Below are 15,386 nucleotides of genomic sequence, written 5' to 3'. Positions count from 1 at the left end.
GAGCTGACTCTCGCCGCCCGCCCCCTCGGCCCGCTCGGGCCGTCCCCGTGAGGAACCTCCGTGCGCACCACCGTCGCCACCACCACCCCCGCCACCGCAGCCCCCGCCACCGAGCCCGTCGTCGTCGTGCCGACGCGGCGTCGACGCGGGGCCGGGTCGCGTGACCACCTCGAACGCGCCGTCACCGACGCCGTCCGCGACCTGCGGGCCGTCGACACCGACGGTCTCCGCGAGCGGTACACCCGCTGCCGCCGCGTCGAGACCGCACTGCGCGCCGCGCTGGAGAGGCAGGTGGCGCTCGGGCCCTCCGACGCCGCCCCCGCGGTGACGATCGCCTGCGCCTACCTCACCGCCACCGACGTCGAGGAGGCCTACCACGCCCTGCTGGTCGCGGCGGACCGGTTGCGCCGACGCTGAGGCAGGCGTGGAGTAGGGACGACGACCGGCGACGGGACCGCGAGCGGGAGGAGGGTGTGATGCTCCGCCACCGCACCCTGCGCCGCCACGTCGACCTGGTCCGGACGGCGAGCGCGGTGAGTCCGGGGACGAGCGCCCCGACTCCCGTCCCCGCCCGCCCGGAAGGTGCCGCGTGTCCCTCGCCGTCCCCCTCTCGATCCTCGACCTCGGCCCCGTCCCCTCCGGCGGGACCGCCGCCGACGCGCTGCAGAACTCCATCGACCTCGCCCGCGTCGCCGAGGCCGCCGGCTACCGCCGCTACTGGCTGGCCGAACACCACCTGAACCCCGGGGTGGCGTCGGCGTCGACCCCGGTGCTGGCCGGGATGGTGGCGAGTGCCACCTCCTCGATCCACGTCGGGTCGGGCGCGGTGCAGATGCCGTTGACCCCGCCACTGCAGATCGCCGAGCAGTTCGGGACGGTGGCCGCGGTGCACCCGGGGCGGGTCGACCTCGGGCTCGGCCGGTTCGACATCCACAAGATCCTGGCCATGATCCGGGCGCGTGCGGCACCACCCGCGGACGCGCCGCCCCCGCCGCCGTCGCGCTACGTGGACGGCCTGCTCATCCCCAGCCCGGGGCGCGTGCCGGGCGCCGACCTCTCGACCTTCGCGTCGCTCGCCGAGCGCTTCGGCATCGACGGCGAGGCGCCCGACCACCGCGAGCAGGTCCTGGAGATTCTCTCCTACGTCCGCGGGACGGCGGTGCGCGACGACGGCACGCCGCTGCACGCACTGCCGGCCGAGGGCGCGGACCTCGACGTGTGGATCCTCGGCTCCAGCCCCGGTGTGAGCGCGCAGACCGCCGGGGAGCTGGGGCTGCCGTTCGCGGTCAACTACCACACGCTGCCGACGACCGTGCTCGAGACGGTGGCGGCCTACCGGGAGGCGTTCCGCCCCTCCGCGCGACTCGACCGGCCGTACGTGATGGTGTCCGCGGACGTCGTGGTGGCGGACACCGACGCGGCAGCCCGCGAGCTGGCGTCCCCGTACGGGCAGTGGGTGCTCGACATCCGCACCGGCCGCGGTGCGCACCCGTACGTCACGCCGGCGCAGGCGCGGTCACGGCGGTGGTCGGACGCCGAGCGCACCGGGGTGGCCGACCGGGTGGCGACGCAGTTCGTCGGCTCGCCGTGCACCGTGCGCGTCGGGCTGCAGACGCTGGTGAACGCGGTCGGCGCGGACGAGCTGCTGGTCACCACGATCACCACCGAGCACGCCGACCGGGTGCGCAGCCACGAACTGCTCGCCGAGGCCGTCGGAGCGGCGGCTGCCTGAGCCGGCCCGACCCGTCGTCGGGAAAGCGTACGAACGGGCCGTTCGTCACCTTCTATCGTGACGAACGACCCGTTCGTGCCCTACAGGTGCTCGAGCGGCCGGGCCCGCAGCGCCGCCCAGATGCTCACGAGCGCCGCGACGAACAGGTAGCCCGCCGCGTACCAGGGCGCCCCGCCGCCGAGGGCGAGCAGCGAGGTGAGGATCAGCGGCGTGAGCCCGGAGGCGTAGATCCCGCCGCCCTGGAAGGCCAGCGACATGCCGGTGTAGCGCGTCCTCGTCGGGAAGATCTCCGCGAACAACGTCGACTCGGCGCCGCTGGTCAGCCCGTACGAGACGCCCAGCATGACGATGAGGACGAGCCCGACGACGACCGTCGACCCCAGCCCGAGCAGGGCGAACGCCGGGAACACCCCCACCGCGAGGATCGCGCAGCCGATCGCGAACACCCGTCCGCGCCCGATGCGGTCACCCCAGAACCCGGCGAGCAGCACCACGAACGCGCTCACCACGGCCGCGACGGTCACCGCCACGAGCATCTCCGTGCGCGGCAGCTTCAGCGTGGACACCGTGTAGGTCAGGACGAAGACGCCCCAGGTGTTGAACGAGGCCCCCTCGGCCCAGCGGGCGAGCAGGCCGAACCCGAGGTTGCGGCGGGACTCCGGGTCGCGCACGACGTCGACGGCGGGCACCCGCGAGACCTCCGCGGCCTCCTGCAGGCGCCGGAACGCCGGGGTCTCGAGCACGGCCAGGCGCACGATGAACCCGATGACGACGAGCACGATGCTGGCGACGAACGCGATGCGCCAGCCGTAGTCGATGAACGCCTGGTCGTCCATCACGGCTCCGAGCAGCGCGAACGCCCCGGTGCCGAGCGCGAGACCCAGGCCGAGGCCGATCTGCGGCGTCGCGCCGTACACCCCCCGCTTGCCGGGCGGCGCGTACTCGACGGCCATGAGCACGGCGCCGCCCCACTCGCCGCCGATGGCGATGCCCTGGATGACGCGCAGCACCACGAGCAGGATCGGCGCGGCGACACCGATCGCGGCGTAGGTGGGCAGGAGGCCGATCGCGGCGGTCGAGAGCCCGGTCAGGGCCATCGTCACGATGAGCGTGCTGCGCCGGCCCACGCGGTCGCCGATGTGGCCGAAGATCAGTCCGCCGATGGGGCGGGCGACGAAGCCGATCGCGAAGGTGGCGAACGAGAGCAGCGTCGCCACCGTCGGGTCGCCGTTGCCGTAGAAGAGCTGCGGGAAGACGATCCCGGCCGCCGTCGCGAAGAGGAAGAAGTCGTACCACTCGATCGTCGTGCCGATGAGGGACGCCGCGAGGACGGTACGGCCTTCGCGGCTGCCGGCGGACGGGACGGCGTGATCGGCCGTCGCGGTCATCGGGCCGACCCCGCGAACGGCACGGACGCGGCGGGTGCCTCGAGCGCGCGGGCGGCCTCGGAGCCGGCGGCCGGCGTCCACAGGCCACGGCGGCCGAGCTCGGCCAGCGGGCCCTCGCCGACCCAGTAGGCCTCCTCGAGGTGCGGGTGCCCGGAGAGGACGAACTCGGTGATGCCCAAGTCGTGGTACTCGGCGATGCGGTCGGCGACCTCGGCGTGGCTCCCGACGAGTGCCGTCCCCGCTCCACCGCGCACCAGGCCGACACCGGCCCAGAGGTTGGGGGAGACCTCGAGGTCGGCGGCCGTCTTCGCCCCGCCGTCGTGCAGGGAGCGCATGCGCTGCTGGCCGACGGACTCGCTCTTCGACAGCCCGGCCTGGACGTTCTCGATCATGTGGTCGGGGATGCCGCGCAGCAGCTCCTCGGCCTGCGCCCAGGCGGCATCGGCCGTGTCGCGGGTGATCACGTGCAGCCGGATGCCGAACCGGACCTCGCGGCCCTCCTCGGCGGCGAGCTTGCGGATCCAGGTGACCTTCTCCTGCACCTGCTCGGGGGGTTCGCCCCAGGTCAGGTACACGTCGACGTGCTTGGAGGCGACCTCGCCGGCCTTCGCCGACGAGCCACCGAAGTAGATCGGGGGCACCGGGTCGGGGACCCGCTCGAGCTTGGCGCCCTCGACGTGGACCTGCTCGCCGTCGAGGGTGACCTCCTCGCCCGCCCAGAGCCGGCGGACGACGTCGAGGAACTCGCCGGTGCGGGTGTAGCGGTCGTCCTTGCCGAGGAAGTCGCCGTACGCGCGCTGCTCGGAGGGCTCGCCGCCGGTCACGACGTTGACCAGCAGGCGGCCACCCGAGTGGCGCTGGAACGTGGCGCCCATCTGCGCGGCGAGCGTCGGGGAGGTGCCGCCGGGGCGGAACGCGACGAGGAACTTCAGCCGCTCGCTCTCGGCGGCCAGCATCGCGGTGGTCAGCCAGGCGTCCTCGCACCACGCGCCGGTGGGGGTGAGGGCGCCCTCGAAGCCGACCGTCTCCGCGGCGCGGGCGATCTGGGCGAGGTAGCCGAGCGAGGCCTCGCGGGGCGTGCCGGCGGCGGCGGTGCGCACACCGTGCCCACCGCCGACCAGGCCGCGGGAGTCGCCGTAGGTGGGCAGGAACCAGTGTGCGGTGATCATGAGGAGGTGCCTTCGGCTCGTGAGTACTTTTCCGTGTCTGGAGACGGAGAAGTGCACACGAGCCGAAGGCACCTCTGGTCGACGTGACGGCGCTGCGTGAGCAGGCACGTGTGGTCGACGCTCATGGACGACCATCCTCCGGTCGTCGGGCGGACCCGACAACCGGAGGTGATCAGCCCGTCAGGCCGTGCCGGGCAAGGCGCACGGCGGCCGACCGGGCGGGGGGCGGACACTGGGTCGGTGACGTCGAGCCCTTCGTCCGGTGCCGCCGCGCGCGGATCGGAGATCCAGTCCGTGGCGCGGGCGGCGACCGTGCTCGGGATGGTCGTCGACAGCGAGCGCGGCCTGACGACCACCGAGATCGCGAAGCGCACCGGGCTGACGGTGAGCACGGTGCATCGGCTCGCGCACACCCTGACCACGTCGAACCTGCTCTGCCGCGACCCGCACACCGAACGGTTCCTGGCCGGCCCGGTGCTGCTGCGCCTGGCACGCAAGGCTCTCGGCGCATCCGGTGTCCCGGAGGCCGCCGACGTCCTCAAGGAGCTCGCCGACCGGACGGGGGAGACCGCGAGCATCGGGATGCGCCGCGGGGACGAGGTCCTCGTGGTGCTGTCGGTGCCGTCCACCCGCGCCCTGCGCTACACCGGCCGTCCGGGCACGCGGGTGCCGCTCCTGGAGTCGGCCATCGGCGCCGCGGTCGTGGCCTTCGGTCCGGACCCGGTGGGCCACGCCGCGGAGGTGCTGACGCGTGCGGGCGAGGACGCGTCCGCGACGTGGGTCACCGAGATCGACCTGCTCGCCACCCAGTTCCGCGGCTACGCCGTGTTCGACGATCCCCGCGACCCGTCGTTGCGCGCGGTCGCCGCACCGGTGCTCGGGGCGAGCGAGCACGTCCGGCTCGGGGTGGAGATCCAGGGCCCGGCCTCGCGCCTGGCCGACGAGCGCCTCGACGAGCTGGGCGCCACGGTCGCGGCCGCGGCCGGCGCGCTGGAGGGTCTACCGGTGTCGATGGCGTTCGGCGACTTCGGCTGACCTTTTGCAGCATGCGGTGGGCTCTTCCGCAGTGTGCAAAGCAACAGTTGACCCGACCCGGCGGCGCTGCCTACCGTCATCGGCGTCGCGCGAGACGGACCACGAGGAGGTGACGCGGTGAGCCCGGAGCCCCGGACCATCGTCGTGTCGCCGAACCACACCGTGTTCGACCTCCCCGAGATCGTCGCCATCACCGAGGGCCTGTTCGACGCGGTCGGGCTCGACGTGCGCTTCGCCGACGGGAACGACGCCACGCAGACCCGTCGCGACCCGGCCGAGCGGCTCAAGGAGACCTTGTTCTCCTCCGCGCGGGCCGACGTCTTCAACGTCTGCGAGTGGGGCGGGATCGACCGGCTCGAGCGCGACACGCGCGGCGGCCGGATCGGCCACCTCCGCGCCGCCGTGGTGGCCCAGGCCCTCGTCAGTACGGACGCCCACCTGCACGAGCCGCACGACCTGGCCGACGTGCCCGTGGCGGTCAACGAGTACACCGGCTCGCACTACACGGCCCTGCACCTGCTCGAGGGCACCGTGCCGCGGGAGCGGATCCGGCTGCAGCACGTCGGTGCCCCCCTGGTCCGCCTCGACGGCCTGCTCTCAGGCGAGCTCCCCGCCACCATGCTCATGGAACCGTTCCTGAGCCTCGCCCTGGCCAGCGGCGCGCACGTGCTCGGGACCTACTCCTACCGCGGTTCCCAGGTCATCGCCCCGCACCTGTCGGCCGAGGCCCAGGACGCGTACCGCAGCGCGGTCGACAAGGCCGTGGACGTGATCAACGCCGACCGGGCGCGCTGGGCGCCCGTCCTGGTGCGCGAGCTCGAGGGCCGGTTGGCGCCCGAGGACCTGCGCACGGACTACGTCAGGTACACCCACGTCGCGCCCTTCACCGAGCGGCGCTTCACCGAGACCTACGCCTGGATGCGCTCCTGGCGGCTCACCGACGGCCGCAGCGGCTACGAGACCCTGCGGAGCCTGCGGTGAACGCGACCCTGACGCGGCGTCGGCACATCGACTGGTGCCTCATCAACGGCGGGGGCTGTCGGCGCTCCTAGCGCCACCTCCCACGACGGCACCGCGGGCCGGCGTCCGCCCACGCCGCACGGTGCGGCGTCCCGCCGCGCCCGTGCCGCGGCGCCCCGGCGTCCGCCGTCCGGCGCGGGTGCCGACGTCCGGGTCGGCCGCGTGCCCGCACCCCCTTCCCGTCGCGCTCTCGCGCGCCCACTTCCTCGGAGTCGACACATGTCCGCGATCCCGCACGCCCTCGGCCGGCGCTCGGTCCTGCGCGCCGGCCTCGCCGGAGCCCTCGGGCTGGCCGGGGCCTCCCTGCTCTCCGCCTGCGGCGGCCCCGCCGCCGACGGGCCGACCGCCAAGCTCGAGGACGTCCAGGCCGGCACCGCCGGCGCCGTCATCCGGCCCATCGCCGAGCAGAACGGGCTCCTCGGCGACCTGACTCCGGACTGGGTGGGCGGCACCGGGCCCGGCGACGTGCAGAACAAGCTGCTCTCCGGGGCCCTCGACGCCGCCAGCATGGGTCCGCTCGGCGCCGCCGTCGCGGGCGCGGCCGGTGCCGACCTCGTGCTGATCAGCAACAGCCTGAACAACCACGTGCGCTGGCTGGTCCCAGCGAACAGCCCGTACCGCACCCCGGCCGACCTGCGGGGCAAGCGCGTGGCCACGCCCCCGAACAACAGCGACGCGTTCCGCTCGGCCCAGCTCGCGGCCGCGGTCAACGGGAGCGACCTGACCGCGGACCACCAGCTCTTCCCGGGTGCCGTACTCGCCGGGCTGGCGCTGTTCGACCGCGGCGACGTCGAGGGCATCATCACCATCGAGCCGAACGCGACCCGCCTCGTCGCCCGGGGCGCCCGCCAGATCGCCACGGTCGGCGAGCTGTGGGCCCGGGGCACCGGGGAGGACCCGAACACCCTCGTGCTCAACGGGCAGGGCGTCACCCGGGCGTGGCTGGAGGCGAACCAGCCCGCGGCGCGGGCGATCGCATCGATGCGGATGCGCGCCCACCAGGTCGTCCACGACCGGCCGCAGGTCCTCGCCGACCTCCACGAGTCCTACGGCATCCCCGCCTCGGAGCCGGCGGCCATCGCGCTGCTGCCGCAGCGGATGCGCGACGTCTACCCGCTCACGTGGGGCGAGCCGGTCTTCGTCAACCTGCGCCGCCAGCTCCAGGTGGCCGCCCAGGTCGGCCTCGTCCGGGCCGCCCCCGCGCGCGAACCGTGGGTGGACCTCGGAGCGGGCGCGTGAGCGCCGAGGCGCCGCTGCGCGCGCCCGTCGCCGACGTCGCGGACGGTCCGCGGCCGGAGGCCCCGCCGCGTCGGCGCGGGCGGACCGGGCGGGTCCTCCCGGCCCTCGCCTTCCTCGTCCTGCTGGTCGCCGCGTGGCAGGTCATGGCCGTCCTGGTGGACAGCCTGCTCGTGCCCGGGGTCGGCGCGGTGGCCGCGGAGCTCGTGGAGGTCGTCGCCGACGGGTCCTTCGTGGGCGAGCTCGGCGCGACGGTGCTGCGGGTCGCGCTCGGCTTCGCCCTCGCCGCCGTCGTCGCCCTCCCCGTGGGTATCGCCATGGGTCGCAGCGACCTGCTCCGCCGCTTCGCCGAGCCCGCCGTCCTGCTCGGCCTGACGGTGCCGGGCCTGGTCTGGGCCCTGCTCTGCGTCATCTGGTTCGGGGTGGGCCTGGCCAACCCGGTGGTCGCGGTGGCCCTGTCCTCGGCACCACCGCTGGTCCTCACCACCCTGCAGGGAGTGCGGTCGGTCGACCCCGACCTGCTCGAGATGGCCCACGTGTACCGGTTCTCCCGCCGCGTGCAGCTGCGTCGGCTGTGGCTGCCCGCGCTCGCGCCCGCCCTGTTCGCGGGCGCCCGGCTCGGCCTGTCGCTCGGCTGGAAGGTCGTCGTGCTCGTCGAGGTGTTCGGGATGTCCAGCGGGGTCGGCTACCAGCTCAACAACGAGTTCGGCTCCCAGAACGTCGCCGGCGTCCTCGCGTGGACGCTGCTGTTCGCCGTGGTCATGGCGGTCCTCGAGTACGGGGTGCTGCAGGGCCTGGAGCGGCGGACCGGGCGCTGGCGCAAGGAGGTGTCGGTATGACGCTCACCGGGTCCACGCGCGTGCACCTGTCCGGCCTGAGCAAGACCTTCCACGATCCCCGCGACGGGCGGGCGCGGCCGGTTCTCCGCGACTTCGCCCTCGACCTCGCCGCGGGCGAGCTCGTCGCCGTCGTCGGGGCCTCGGGCACCGGGAAGTCGACCCTGCTCCACGTCGTCGCGGGTCTCGTACCCCCGGATGCGGGAGAGGTCAGCACCGTCGGTGCCGACGGCGGGCCGCCGCGGCTCGGGATGGTGTTCCAGCAGCCCCGCCTGCTCGACTGGTGCACCGCCCGGCAGAACGTCGTCCTCGCCCTCGAGGCCGCGGGCCTGCCGGGGGGCGGCGCCGACGAGGTGCTCGCGGCGGTCGGGCTCGCCGACCACGCGGACGCCTTCCCGACGACGCTGTCCGGCGGCCAGCGCCAACGGGTCGCGGTCGCCCGCGCCTTCGCGATCGAACCCGACCTGCTGCTGCTCGACGAACCGTTCTCCGCCCTCGACGAGATCACCGCGCGGCGCCTCCGCCTGCTGCTGCAGGAGCTGTGGATGGCCCGGCCCCGCGCCGGGCTGCTCGTCACTCACAACCCGCTCGAGGCGGCGCTGCTCGCCGACCGCGTCGTCGTCCTCGCCGGCAGCCCGGCCCGTGTCGCCGCGGAGTACCGCGTCGACCGCTCCCGGCCCCGCTCGCCCGAGGACCCCCTGCTGTTCGACCTGCACACCCGCATCGTCGCCGACCTGGCCTGATGCGACCCGTGAGAGAGAAGGACACCATGACCGACACCGTGCGCCCGAAGGTCACCATGGAGCTGCTCTCCCTGGTGTTCTCCCTGCCCCAGCTCGTCGCCCGGGACGAGGGCTACTTCGCCGAGGAGGGGGTCGACGTCGAGTTCGTCACCAAGGACTACGCCCGCGCCGGGATCTCGCCGCTCGAGGACCACGAGCTGCTCTCCTCGTTCGGCTCCACCAAGTCGCACTTCGAGAGCGGGGAGGCCTCCCTGTACCGCGCGTGCGAGTGGGGCCAGCTGCGTCGTACCCAGGACACCACCGTCGGCGGCCGCGTCGTCAGCAAGCGGGCCGCCGTGAACGGCCAGGCGATCATGGTGCGGGGCGACCACCCGGCCACGCACCCGCAGGACCTCGCCGGGCGCACCGTCGCGGTGAACTTCCACCACGGCTCGCACTACGTCGCACTGCAGACCCTCGAGGGCTTCCTGCCGCGCGAGGAGATCAAGGTGGCGCACTTCGGGGGCCCGCAGGTGCGCTTCGAGGCGCTGCGCGACGGTACGGTCGAGGCCGCGGCGCTGATGGAGCCCTGGATCACCCTGGCGGAGAAGCAGGGCTACAAGGTGCTCGCCGAGGCGTTCTACGTGGGCGCGGAGATCGCGAGCCCGGCCATCGACGAGGACACCTACGCCGCGGTCAACCGTGCCGTGGTCCGGGCGGTGCACAAGCTCGCCGAGGACCCGACCCCGTACCTGCACCACCTCACCGCCGAGATCCCCGCGGAGCTGGGCAGCGTCGAGCCGCACGAGATCCCGCGCGGCCGGCTGCGCTACGTGGAGCCGGCGGCCTACCCGCAGGAGCAGTTCCAGCGGACCTACGACTGGATGGCCTCCTGGGGCCTCATCGCTCCCGACCACACCTACGACTCGGTGGTCAAGAACCTCGTGGACGTCTGAGCGGATGCGCGGGCGGACGTGGCCGCTCTACGTGGGCGGCTTCCTCGGCCCCTACGCCAGCACCATGGTCACGCCGATGGTGCACGAGGTGGCCGTCGGCCTGCGGAGCACCCCGCAGGCCGCGGCCGGGGCCGTGACGGCCTACATGCTTCCGTTCGCGGCGCTCATGCTCGTCTCGGGCACGCTCGCCGAGCGGTGGGGCAGGGCCGCGACGATGCGGTGGTCGCTGCTGGCCTTCGTCGCGGCCTCGGCGGCCTGCGTCCTCGCGCCCGACCTCGGCTGGTTCCTCGCCGCGCGGGTCGCGCAGGGGGCGACGAACGCGTTCACGACGCCGCTGCTCGTCGCGGCCATCGCCGACCTCGTCGCGGTCGACCGGCTCGGCCGGGCGCTGGGCCTGTTCGCCGGGATGCAGGCGGCCGGGCAGGCGGCGAGCCCGCTGGTGAGCGGGCCGTCCGCGGCCCTGGACTGGCGCCTGGCGTTCGCCTTCCCGGCGCTCGTCGCCCTGGTCCTCGCCGCGACGGTACCCGCCATGGACGGCCGTCCGGGCCGGGCCCGCGCGAGCTGGCGGGCCCTCGCGAACCCGCGCCTCGCGCTCGCGTGCGGGGTGTCCTTCCTGTGCTACCTCTCGGCCGTCGCCCTCACGGTGCTGTCGGTCCTGCGCGCGGAGGACGACTTCGGGCTCGGCCCCGGGCAGCGGGGTCTCCTCGCCGCCGCGTTCGGGGTGGCGGGGCTGCTCGCCGCGCCGGTGCTCGGACGTCGCCTGGAGGTCACCGGCCCGGTGGCGACCGGGGTGCTCATGAACCTGGTGCTCTGCGCCGGACTGCTGCTCGCCGCCCTGGGGACGTCCGTCATCCTGCTCGCGGTCGGCATCGCCCTGGTGGGGCTCGCGGTGACGGGGCTGCGCACCACGGTGAACGCGCTCGCGGCCACCAGCGCGCCCACCAACCGGGCGGGGGCGACGTCGGTGGCCCTGGCGTTCCAGTTCTTCGGCGGCGCACTGGCGCCCCTGGTGTGGGTGCCGGTGTACGACGGCGTCGGCGGGCCCGCCCTCGCGGCGGTCGCGGTCGTCCCCCTCGTCGCGGCCGGGCTGGTCCTGGCGGCGCGCGGCGCGGGGAGCCGGCACCCGGTGTCGGCGCTCCCGGGTGACGGACCCCCGCCGTGACGCCCGGGGCGGGGGACCGCAGGTCCTCCCGCCCCGCGCGTCGCCGTCGGTCAGGCGGTCTGCTCGCTGCGCTTCGGCAGCTTCCAGTCCTCGCGCACGAAGTGGCAGGTGTAGCCCCAGGGCTGGCGGAGCAGGTAGTCCTGGTGCTCCGGCTCGGCCTCCCAGAAGTCGCCGGCCGGCTCCACCTCGGTGACGACCTTGCCCGGCCACAGGCCGGAGGCGTCCACGTCGGCGATGGTGTCCTCGGCGACGCGGCGCTGCTCGTCGGAGGTGTAGTAGATCGCCGAGCGGTAGCTGCGACCGACGTCGTTGCCCTGGCGGTTGCGGGTCGACGGATCGTGGATCTGGAAGAAGAACTCGAGGATCTCGCGGTAGGAGATCTTCTCGTCGTCGAACACGACCTCCACCGCCTCGGCGTGGTCGCCGTGGTTGCGGTAGGTGGCGTTCGGGACGTCCCCGCCGGAGTAGCCGACGCGGGTGGAGATCACGCCGGGCCGCCGGCGCAGCAGGTCCTGGGCACCCCAGAAGCAGCCGCCGGCGAGGATCGCGGTCTCGGTGGCCATGAAGGTCCCTTCTCTCGACTCGTCGTGCACAACGGATCGGGGACGCCGAACCTTCCCTATTCGCGGGTCTGTCGGCGCCGGTACTGGTCGACGATCCCGCGGGGCAGCGGCCCGTTCGCCGGGACGGGCAGCCCCCGGTCGCGGGCCCACATCCGGGCGGACTCGACCCAGCCGGCGACGGTGCCGGCGCGGGCGTTCTCGTGGTCGTCGCGGCGGGGGAGCGGTCGCGTGGGTTCGCGGGCTTCGGTCATCGTGGTCACCTCCGAGGGCACGACCTCGTCGTCGCGCCCCACCACGCCTACCCCTGTGCGCCGGATCACACAACTGCGACCGTGTGCAGTCGGGTGAGAATGCGGTCGCAGACCACCCGGTGGGCCCGGAGCGCGGCGGCGTCCAGGACGGACCGACGGTGCGCGACCTCGAGCAGGACGGTCGCCGCCCGGTCGTCGGCGGGGACGAGGACGGCCAGCAGGCACGCGAGAGCCGAAGGGTGCCCACGGCGGAGGCAGGACGGTTCGTCACGGGAGACCGATCTCGACGGGGCACCGCGCGCGGGCGCGGACGCGAAGGGGACCGACGGGCCCGTGACGTCGGGACGGCGTCGGTCAGGGACGCGGGCGAGCGGCCGGTCGACAGCTCGTCGCGCCGAGCCGGCACAGGTCGACGTGTAGACGTCGCACCAGGCCCGCGGTCACGGGCCCGATCCTGCCCGGCGCGGGCCCGCCCGCCAAGCCCCGGGACTCACAGCTCCACGGGCCGCAGGGCCCGGGTCGCGACCACGCTGACCACCGCGGTGAGCACCAGGAACGCGCAGGCGAGCCACGGCGAGCCGCCGGTGACCGCCAGCAGCGAGGTGAGGATCAGCGGGGTCAGACCGGAGGCGTAGATGCCGCTGCCCTGGTAGACGAGCGACATCCCGGTGTAGCGGGTGCGGGCCGGGAAGAGCTCCGCGAACAGCGGGGCCTCGGCGCCCGACTGGACCCCGTAGACGACGCCGAGGAGCAGCACGAGGACCACGGTGACCACCACCAGCGAGCCGGTGGAGAGGCCGAGGAACGCCGGGTAGACGCCGACGCCGAACGCCACGGCGCCGGCGGCGAACACCGCCCGCCGCCCGAAGCGGTCGGCGAGGTGCCCCGCGAGGGGGACCACGACGGCGCTCACGAGCCCGGCGATCGTCACCGCCACCAGCACCTCCGAGCGCGGCATGCGGACGGTGGTGACGGCGTAGGTCAGGACGAACACGCCCCAGGTGTTGAACGCGGCGCCCTCCGCCCAGCGGGCGAGCAGGCCCAGGCCGAGGTTGCGCCGCGAGGGCTCGTCGCGCACCACCTCGACCACCGGCACGCGGGCGACGTCAGCGCTGTCCTGCATCCGGCGGAACGCCGGGGTCTCGAGCACCGCGAGGCGGACGACGAGCCCGACGACGACGAGCAGCACGCTGACGAGGAAGGCGATCCGCCAGCCCCAGTCGAGGAAGGCGCGGTCGTCCATGGCGCCGCCGAGGAGCGCGAACGCACCCGTGCCGAGGCTGAGGCCGAGTCCGAGACCGATCTGCGGGCTGGATCCCCACAGGCCGCGGCGCCCGGGCGGGGCGTACTCGACGGCCATCAACACCGCGCCGGCCCACTCCCCGCCGAGCGCGATGCCGCCGAGGACGCGCAGGACGACCAGCAGGATCGGCGCCCAGAGCCCGATGGTCGCGTAGGAGGGGAGCAGGCCGATCAGCGCCGTCGCGAGCCCGGCGAGGAGCATCGTCGAGACCAGCGTGGCCTTGCGTCCCACCCGGTCGCCGAGGTGGCCGAACAGGATGCCGCCGATCGGGCGCGCCACGAAGCCGACCGCGAACGTGGCGAACGAGAGCAGGGTACCGACGGTCTCGTCGCCCGCGGGGAAGAACAGCTGCGGGAAGACGATGCTCGCGGCGGTCGCGAAGAGGAAGAAGTCGTACCACTCGATGGTGGTGCCGATGAGCGAGGCGGTCAGCACGGTGCGGGCCCGGGTGCCCGTGCTCTCGTCCTCGGGGGTGACGTCGGTGGTGGTCACGGTGTCCTCGCAGGGGTGGTCCGGCCTGGGCGCGCATCCGCGCCCGGCGGTGACCACCGGGAGGACGGATGCAGGGACGTGCGCTCCCCGACGGGGCCGGCGGGCGGCGGGTGGGGGAGGGCGGGCGTCAGACCGGACAGGCCTGCGAGCAGCGACGGCCGAGGTCGACGTGGCGGCGTCGGATCAGCGGCACGGTGGGCCGGACGCGGGAGGCACGACGGCGCCGCACGGTCGTCCGGGTCACGGCGGGGAGGTGCCCACGGGTGAGGCCGGTGAAAAGTCCAGCCGGAGATTCACCCACACGGGTGGATACGGCCGTGTGGTCTCGGGCACAGTGGCGTCGAGTGCCTCTCGACGTGATCACCTGGTCACCCGACGTGGCCATGGTGCACGTCACATCGGATCGCCCGGTCGTCGGCTCCTGAGGTGTCCTCCGCCGCGTTCGCCCCTTTGACGACGGGCGTTCCGACTGTCAGCTTTCCGGTCGTGCGCAACCACGTCGATCTCGCCTCCCGGCGACACGTGGATCTGTCGCGCATGTCCAGCGCGCTCTGTCGCTGACGGCGGCTCTCGGCCGTCCGCGCGCCCGGTCGTCCGACGACCGTGTGCCCGGACCGTCCCCGGCCCCCGTGGCCCGCTGGACCGTCGCCCTCGCCGTCCGTCGGCGACGTCCCCCCCCCGAAGGCACGGCCGTCCGCGCGCACCCGAGGTGCCCGTGGACCTCCCCGGCCGTGCGTGCTCCCCGAACCGAAGGACTTCCCCGTGAAGACATCACGCTGGATCGCGACCGCGACCGCGGCGCTCGTCATCCCGCTCGCCGCCGCGAGCAGCGCCCTGGCCGCCCCGCCGGCGCCGGGTCCGATCAACCTGTGCAACGGCCTGCAGGGCGGGACGTGCGTCGGGACCCCCGGCAACGACACGCTGATCGCCGGGCAGCTCATCGACCACATCTTCGGCGGGGAGGGCGACGACGACATCGAGCAGAACCTGATCTTCCTGCAGGGCAGCAGCGACGACGCCCACGGCGGCCCGGGCCGCGACTGCATCGACGGCGGCGGTGGCGTCTCGCGGCAGTTCGGCGACGACGGCGACGACAACGTCCCGTGCGAGTTCACCGCGTTCGTCGACCCGCAGGCGGCGCTCACCGGCGGGCCGGGTGACGACATCATCCACGGGGGCAACGGCAACGACTCGATGGACGGGATCTTCGACAGCGACACCCTCTACGGCGACGACGGCGACGACCTCCTCAACGACCCGTACCCGCTCGACCAGGACAAGCTCTACGGCGGGACCGGGAACGACGTCCTGAACGCCTCCGACCTCGGCGGCGAGGACTACGTCGACGGCGGTGCCGGCACCGACACCTGCTACGGCGACTCGGGCGACACCATCGTCAACTGCGAGAAGGTCATCCGCGTCAACGCGCCGTTGCTCGTGAACCCCTCCGGGCCGGTCCCGCTGCCCAAGGCCCTCGGGATCAACCCCGGCGTCGCGGTGCCGCCGCTGCTGAAGTGACCT

15 protein-coding genes are annotated in these 15,386 nt (G+C 74.1%); 10 read left to right on the top strand and 5 right to left on the bottom strand.

Annotation, left to right across the window (positions count from 1 at the left end):
- The first annotated feature begins 60 nt into the window (after positions 1–60).
- Together WCD74_RS03625 and WCD74_RS03620 are read left to right on the top strand one after the other, a co-directional pair.
- Positions 61–417: a hypothetical protein gene (locus tag WCD74_RS03625; RefSeq protein ID WP_337693452.1), complete on the top strand. Its 357-nt coding sequence runs from the start codon at positions 61–63 to the stop codon at positions 415–417.
- Between the two features lie 172 nt (positions 418–589).
- The gene (locus WCD74_RS03620; protein ID WP_337693451.1) at positions 590–1,732 is read left to right on the top strand and encodes an LLM class flavin-dependent oxidoreductase; all 1,143 of its coding nucleotides are present in this window, start codon (positions 590–592) and stop codon (positions 1,730–1,732) included.
- An 80-nt stretch (positions 1,733–1,812) separates the two neighbouring features.
- Here WCD74_RS03620 and WCD74_RS03615 read toward each other — a convergent pair whose 3' ends face one another.
- Together WCD74_RS03615 and WCD74_RS03610 are read right to left on the bottom strand one after the other, a co-directional pair.
- A complete protein-coding gene (locus tag WCD74_RS03615) occupies positions 1,813–3,120 on the bottom strand; it encodes an MFS transporter (protein ID WP_337693450.1) in 1,308 nt (435 codons plus the stop codon).
- Positions 3,117–4,289, bottom strand: coding sequence for an LLM class flavin-dependent oxidoreductase (locus tag WCD74_RS03610; RefSeq protein WP_337693449.1), 1,173 nt, complete (start codon positions 4,287–4,289; stop codon positions 3,117–3,119). Before WCD74_RS03610 ends, WCD74_RS03615 begins: the two co-directional genes overlap by 4 nt.
- A 240-nt stretch (positions 4,290–4,529) precedes the next feature.
- On the opposite strand from WCD74_RS03610, the gene WCD74_RS03605 reads away from it, so the two are divergent.
- The 7 genes from WCD74_RS03605 to WCD74_RS03575 all read left to right on the top strand — a co-directional run bounded on the left by WCD74_RS03605 (position 4,530) and on the right by WCD74_RS03575 (position 11,256).
- Positions 4,530–5,324, top strand: a complete 795-nt coding sequence (locus WCD74_RS03605) for an IclR family transcriptional regulator (protein WP_337693448.1) — start codon at positions 4,530–4,532, stop codon at positions 5,322–5,324.
- A 117-nt stretch (positions 5,325–5,441) separates the two neighbouring features.
- Positions 5,442–6,305, top strand: a complete 864-nt coding sequence (locus tag WCD74_RS03600) for an ABC transporter substrate-binding protein (RefSeq protein ID WP_337693447.1) — start codon at positions 5,442–5,444, stop codon at positions 6,303–6,305.
- A 258-nt stretch (positions 6,306–6,563) separates the two neighbouring features.
- Positions 6,564–7,583: an ABC transporter substrate-binding protein gene (locus WCD74_RS03595; protein WP_337693446.1), complete on the top strand. Its 1,020-nt coding sequence runs from the start codon at positions 6,564–6,566 to the stop codon at positions 7,581–7,583.
- A complete protein-coding gene (locus WCD74_RS03590) occupies positions 7,580–8,419 on the top strand; it encodes an ABC transporter permease (protein WP_337693445.1) in 840 nt (279 codons plus the stop codon). The genes WCD74_RS03595 and WCD74_RS03590 overlap by 4 nt, the downstream gene beginning before the upstream one ends.
- Positions 8,416–9,159, top strand: coding sequence for an ABC transporter ATP-binding protein (locus WCD74_RS03585; protein ID WP_337693444.1), 744 nt, complete (start codon positions 8,416–8,418; stop codon positions 9,157–9,159). The genes WCD74_RS03590 and WCD74_RS03585 overlap by 4 nt, the downstream gene beginning before the upstream one ends.
- Before the next feature lie 26 nt (positions 9,160–9,185).
- Complete coding sequence (locus WCD74_RS03580) at positions 9,186–10,094, top strand: ABC transporter substrate-binding protein (protein WP_337693443.1); 909 nt, start codon at positions 9,186–9,188, stop codon at positions 10,092–10,094.
- Positions 10,095–10,098: 4 nt separating this feature from the next.
- Positions 10,099–11,256, top strand: a complete 1,158-nt coding sequence (locus tag WCD74_RS03575) for an MFS transporter (protein WP_337693442.1) — start codon at positions 10,099–10,101, stop codon at positions 11,254–11,256.
- Between the two features lie 50 nt (positions 11,257–11,306).
- Here WCD74_RS03575 and msrA read toward each other — a convergent pair whose 3' ends face one another.
- From msrA to WCD74_RS03560, 3 genes are all read right to left on the bottom strand, one after another.
- The gene (gene msrA / locus WCD74_RS03570) at positions 11,307–11,819 is read right to left on the bottom strand and encodes a peptide-methionine (S)-S-oxide reductase MsrA (protein ID WP_337693441.1); all 513 of its coding nucleotides are present in this window, start codon (positions 11,817–11,819) and stop codon (positions 11,307–11,309) included.
- 56 nt (positions 11,820–11,875) lie between these two features.
- Positions 11,876–12,070, bottom strand: coding sequence for a hypothetical protein (locus tag WCD74_RS03565; RefSeq protein WP_337693440.1), 195 nt, complete (start codon positions 12,068–12,070; stop codon positions 11,876–11,878).
- Positions 12,071–12,560: 490 nt separating this feature from the next.
- A complete protein-coding gene (locus WCD74_RS03560; RefSeq protein ID WP_337693439.1) occupies positions 12,561–13,865 on the bottom strand; it encodes an MFS transporter in 1,305 nt (434 codons plus the stop codon).
- Between the two features lie 762 nt (positions 13,866–14,627).
- Here WCD74_RS03560 and WCD74_RS03555 point away from each other — a divergent pair.
- A complete protein-coding gene (locus WCD74_RS03555; protein WP_337693438.1) occupies positions 14,628–15,383 on the top strand; it encodes a calcium-binding protein in 756 nt (251 codons plus the stop codon).
- The last annotated feature ends 3 nt before the right edge of the window (positions 15,384–15,386 follow it).

This window comes from Actinomycetospora aurantiaca, from assembly GCF_037401875.1.
Taxonomy (GTDB): Bacteria; Actinomycetota; Actinomycetes; order Mycobacteriales; family Pseudonocardiaceae; genus Actinomycetospora; species Actinomycetospora aurantiaca.
The sequence above is the reverse complement of the archived record's forward strand: the minus strand, read 5'-3'. Positions and strand labels throughout refer to the sequence as shown.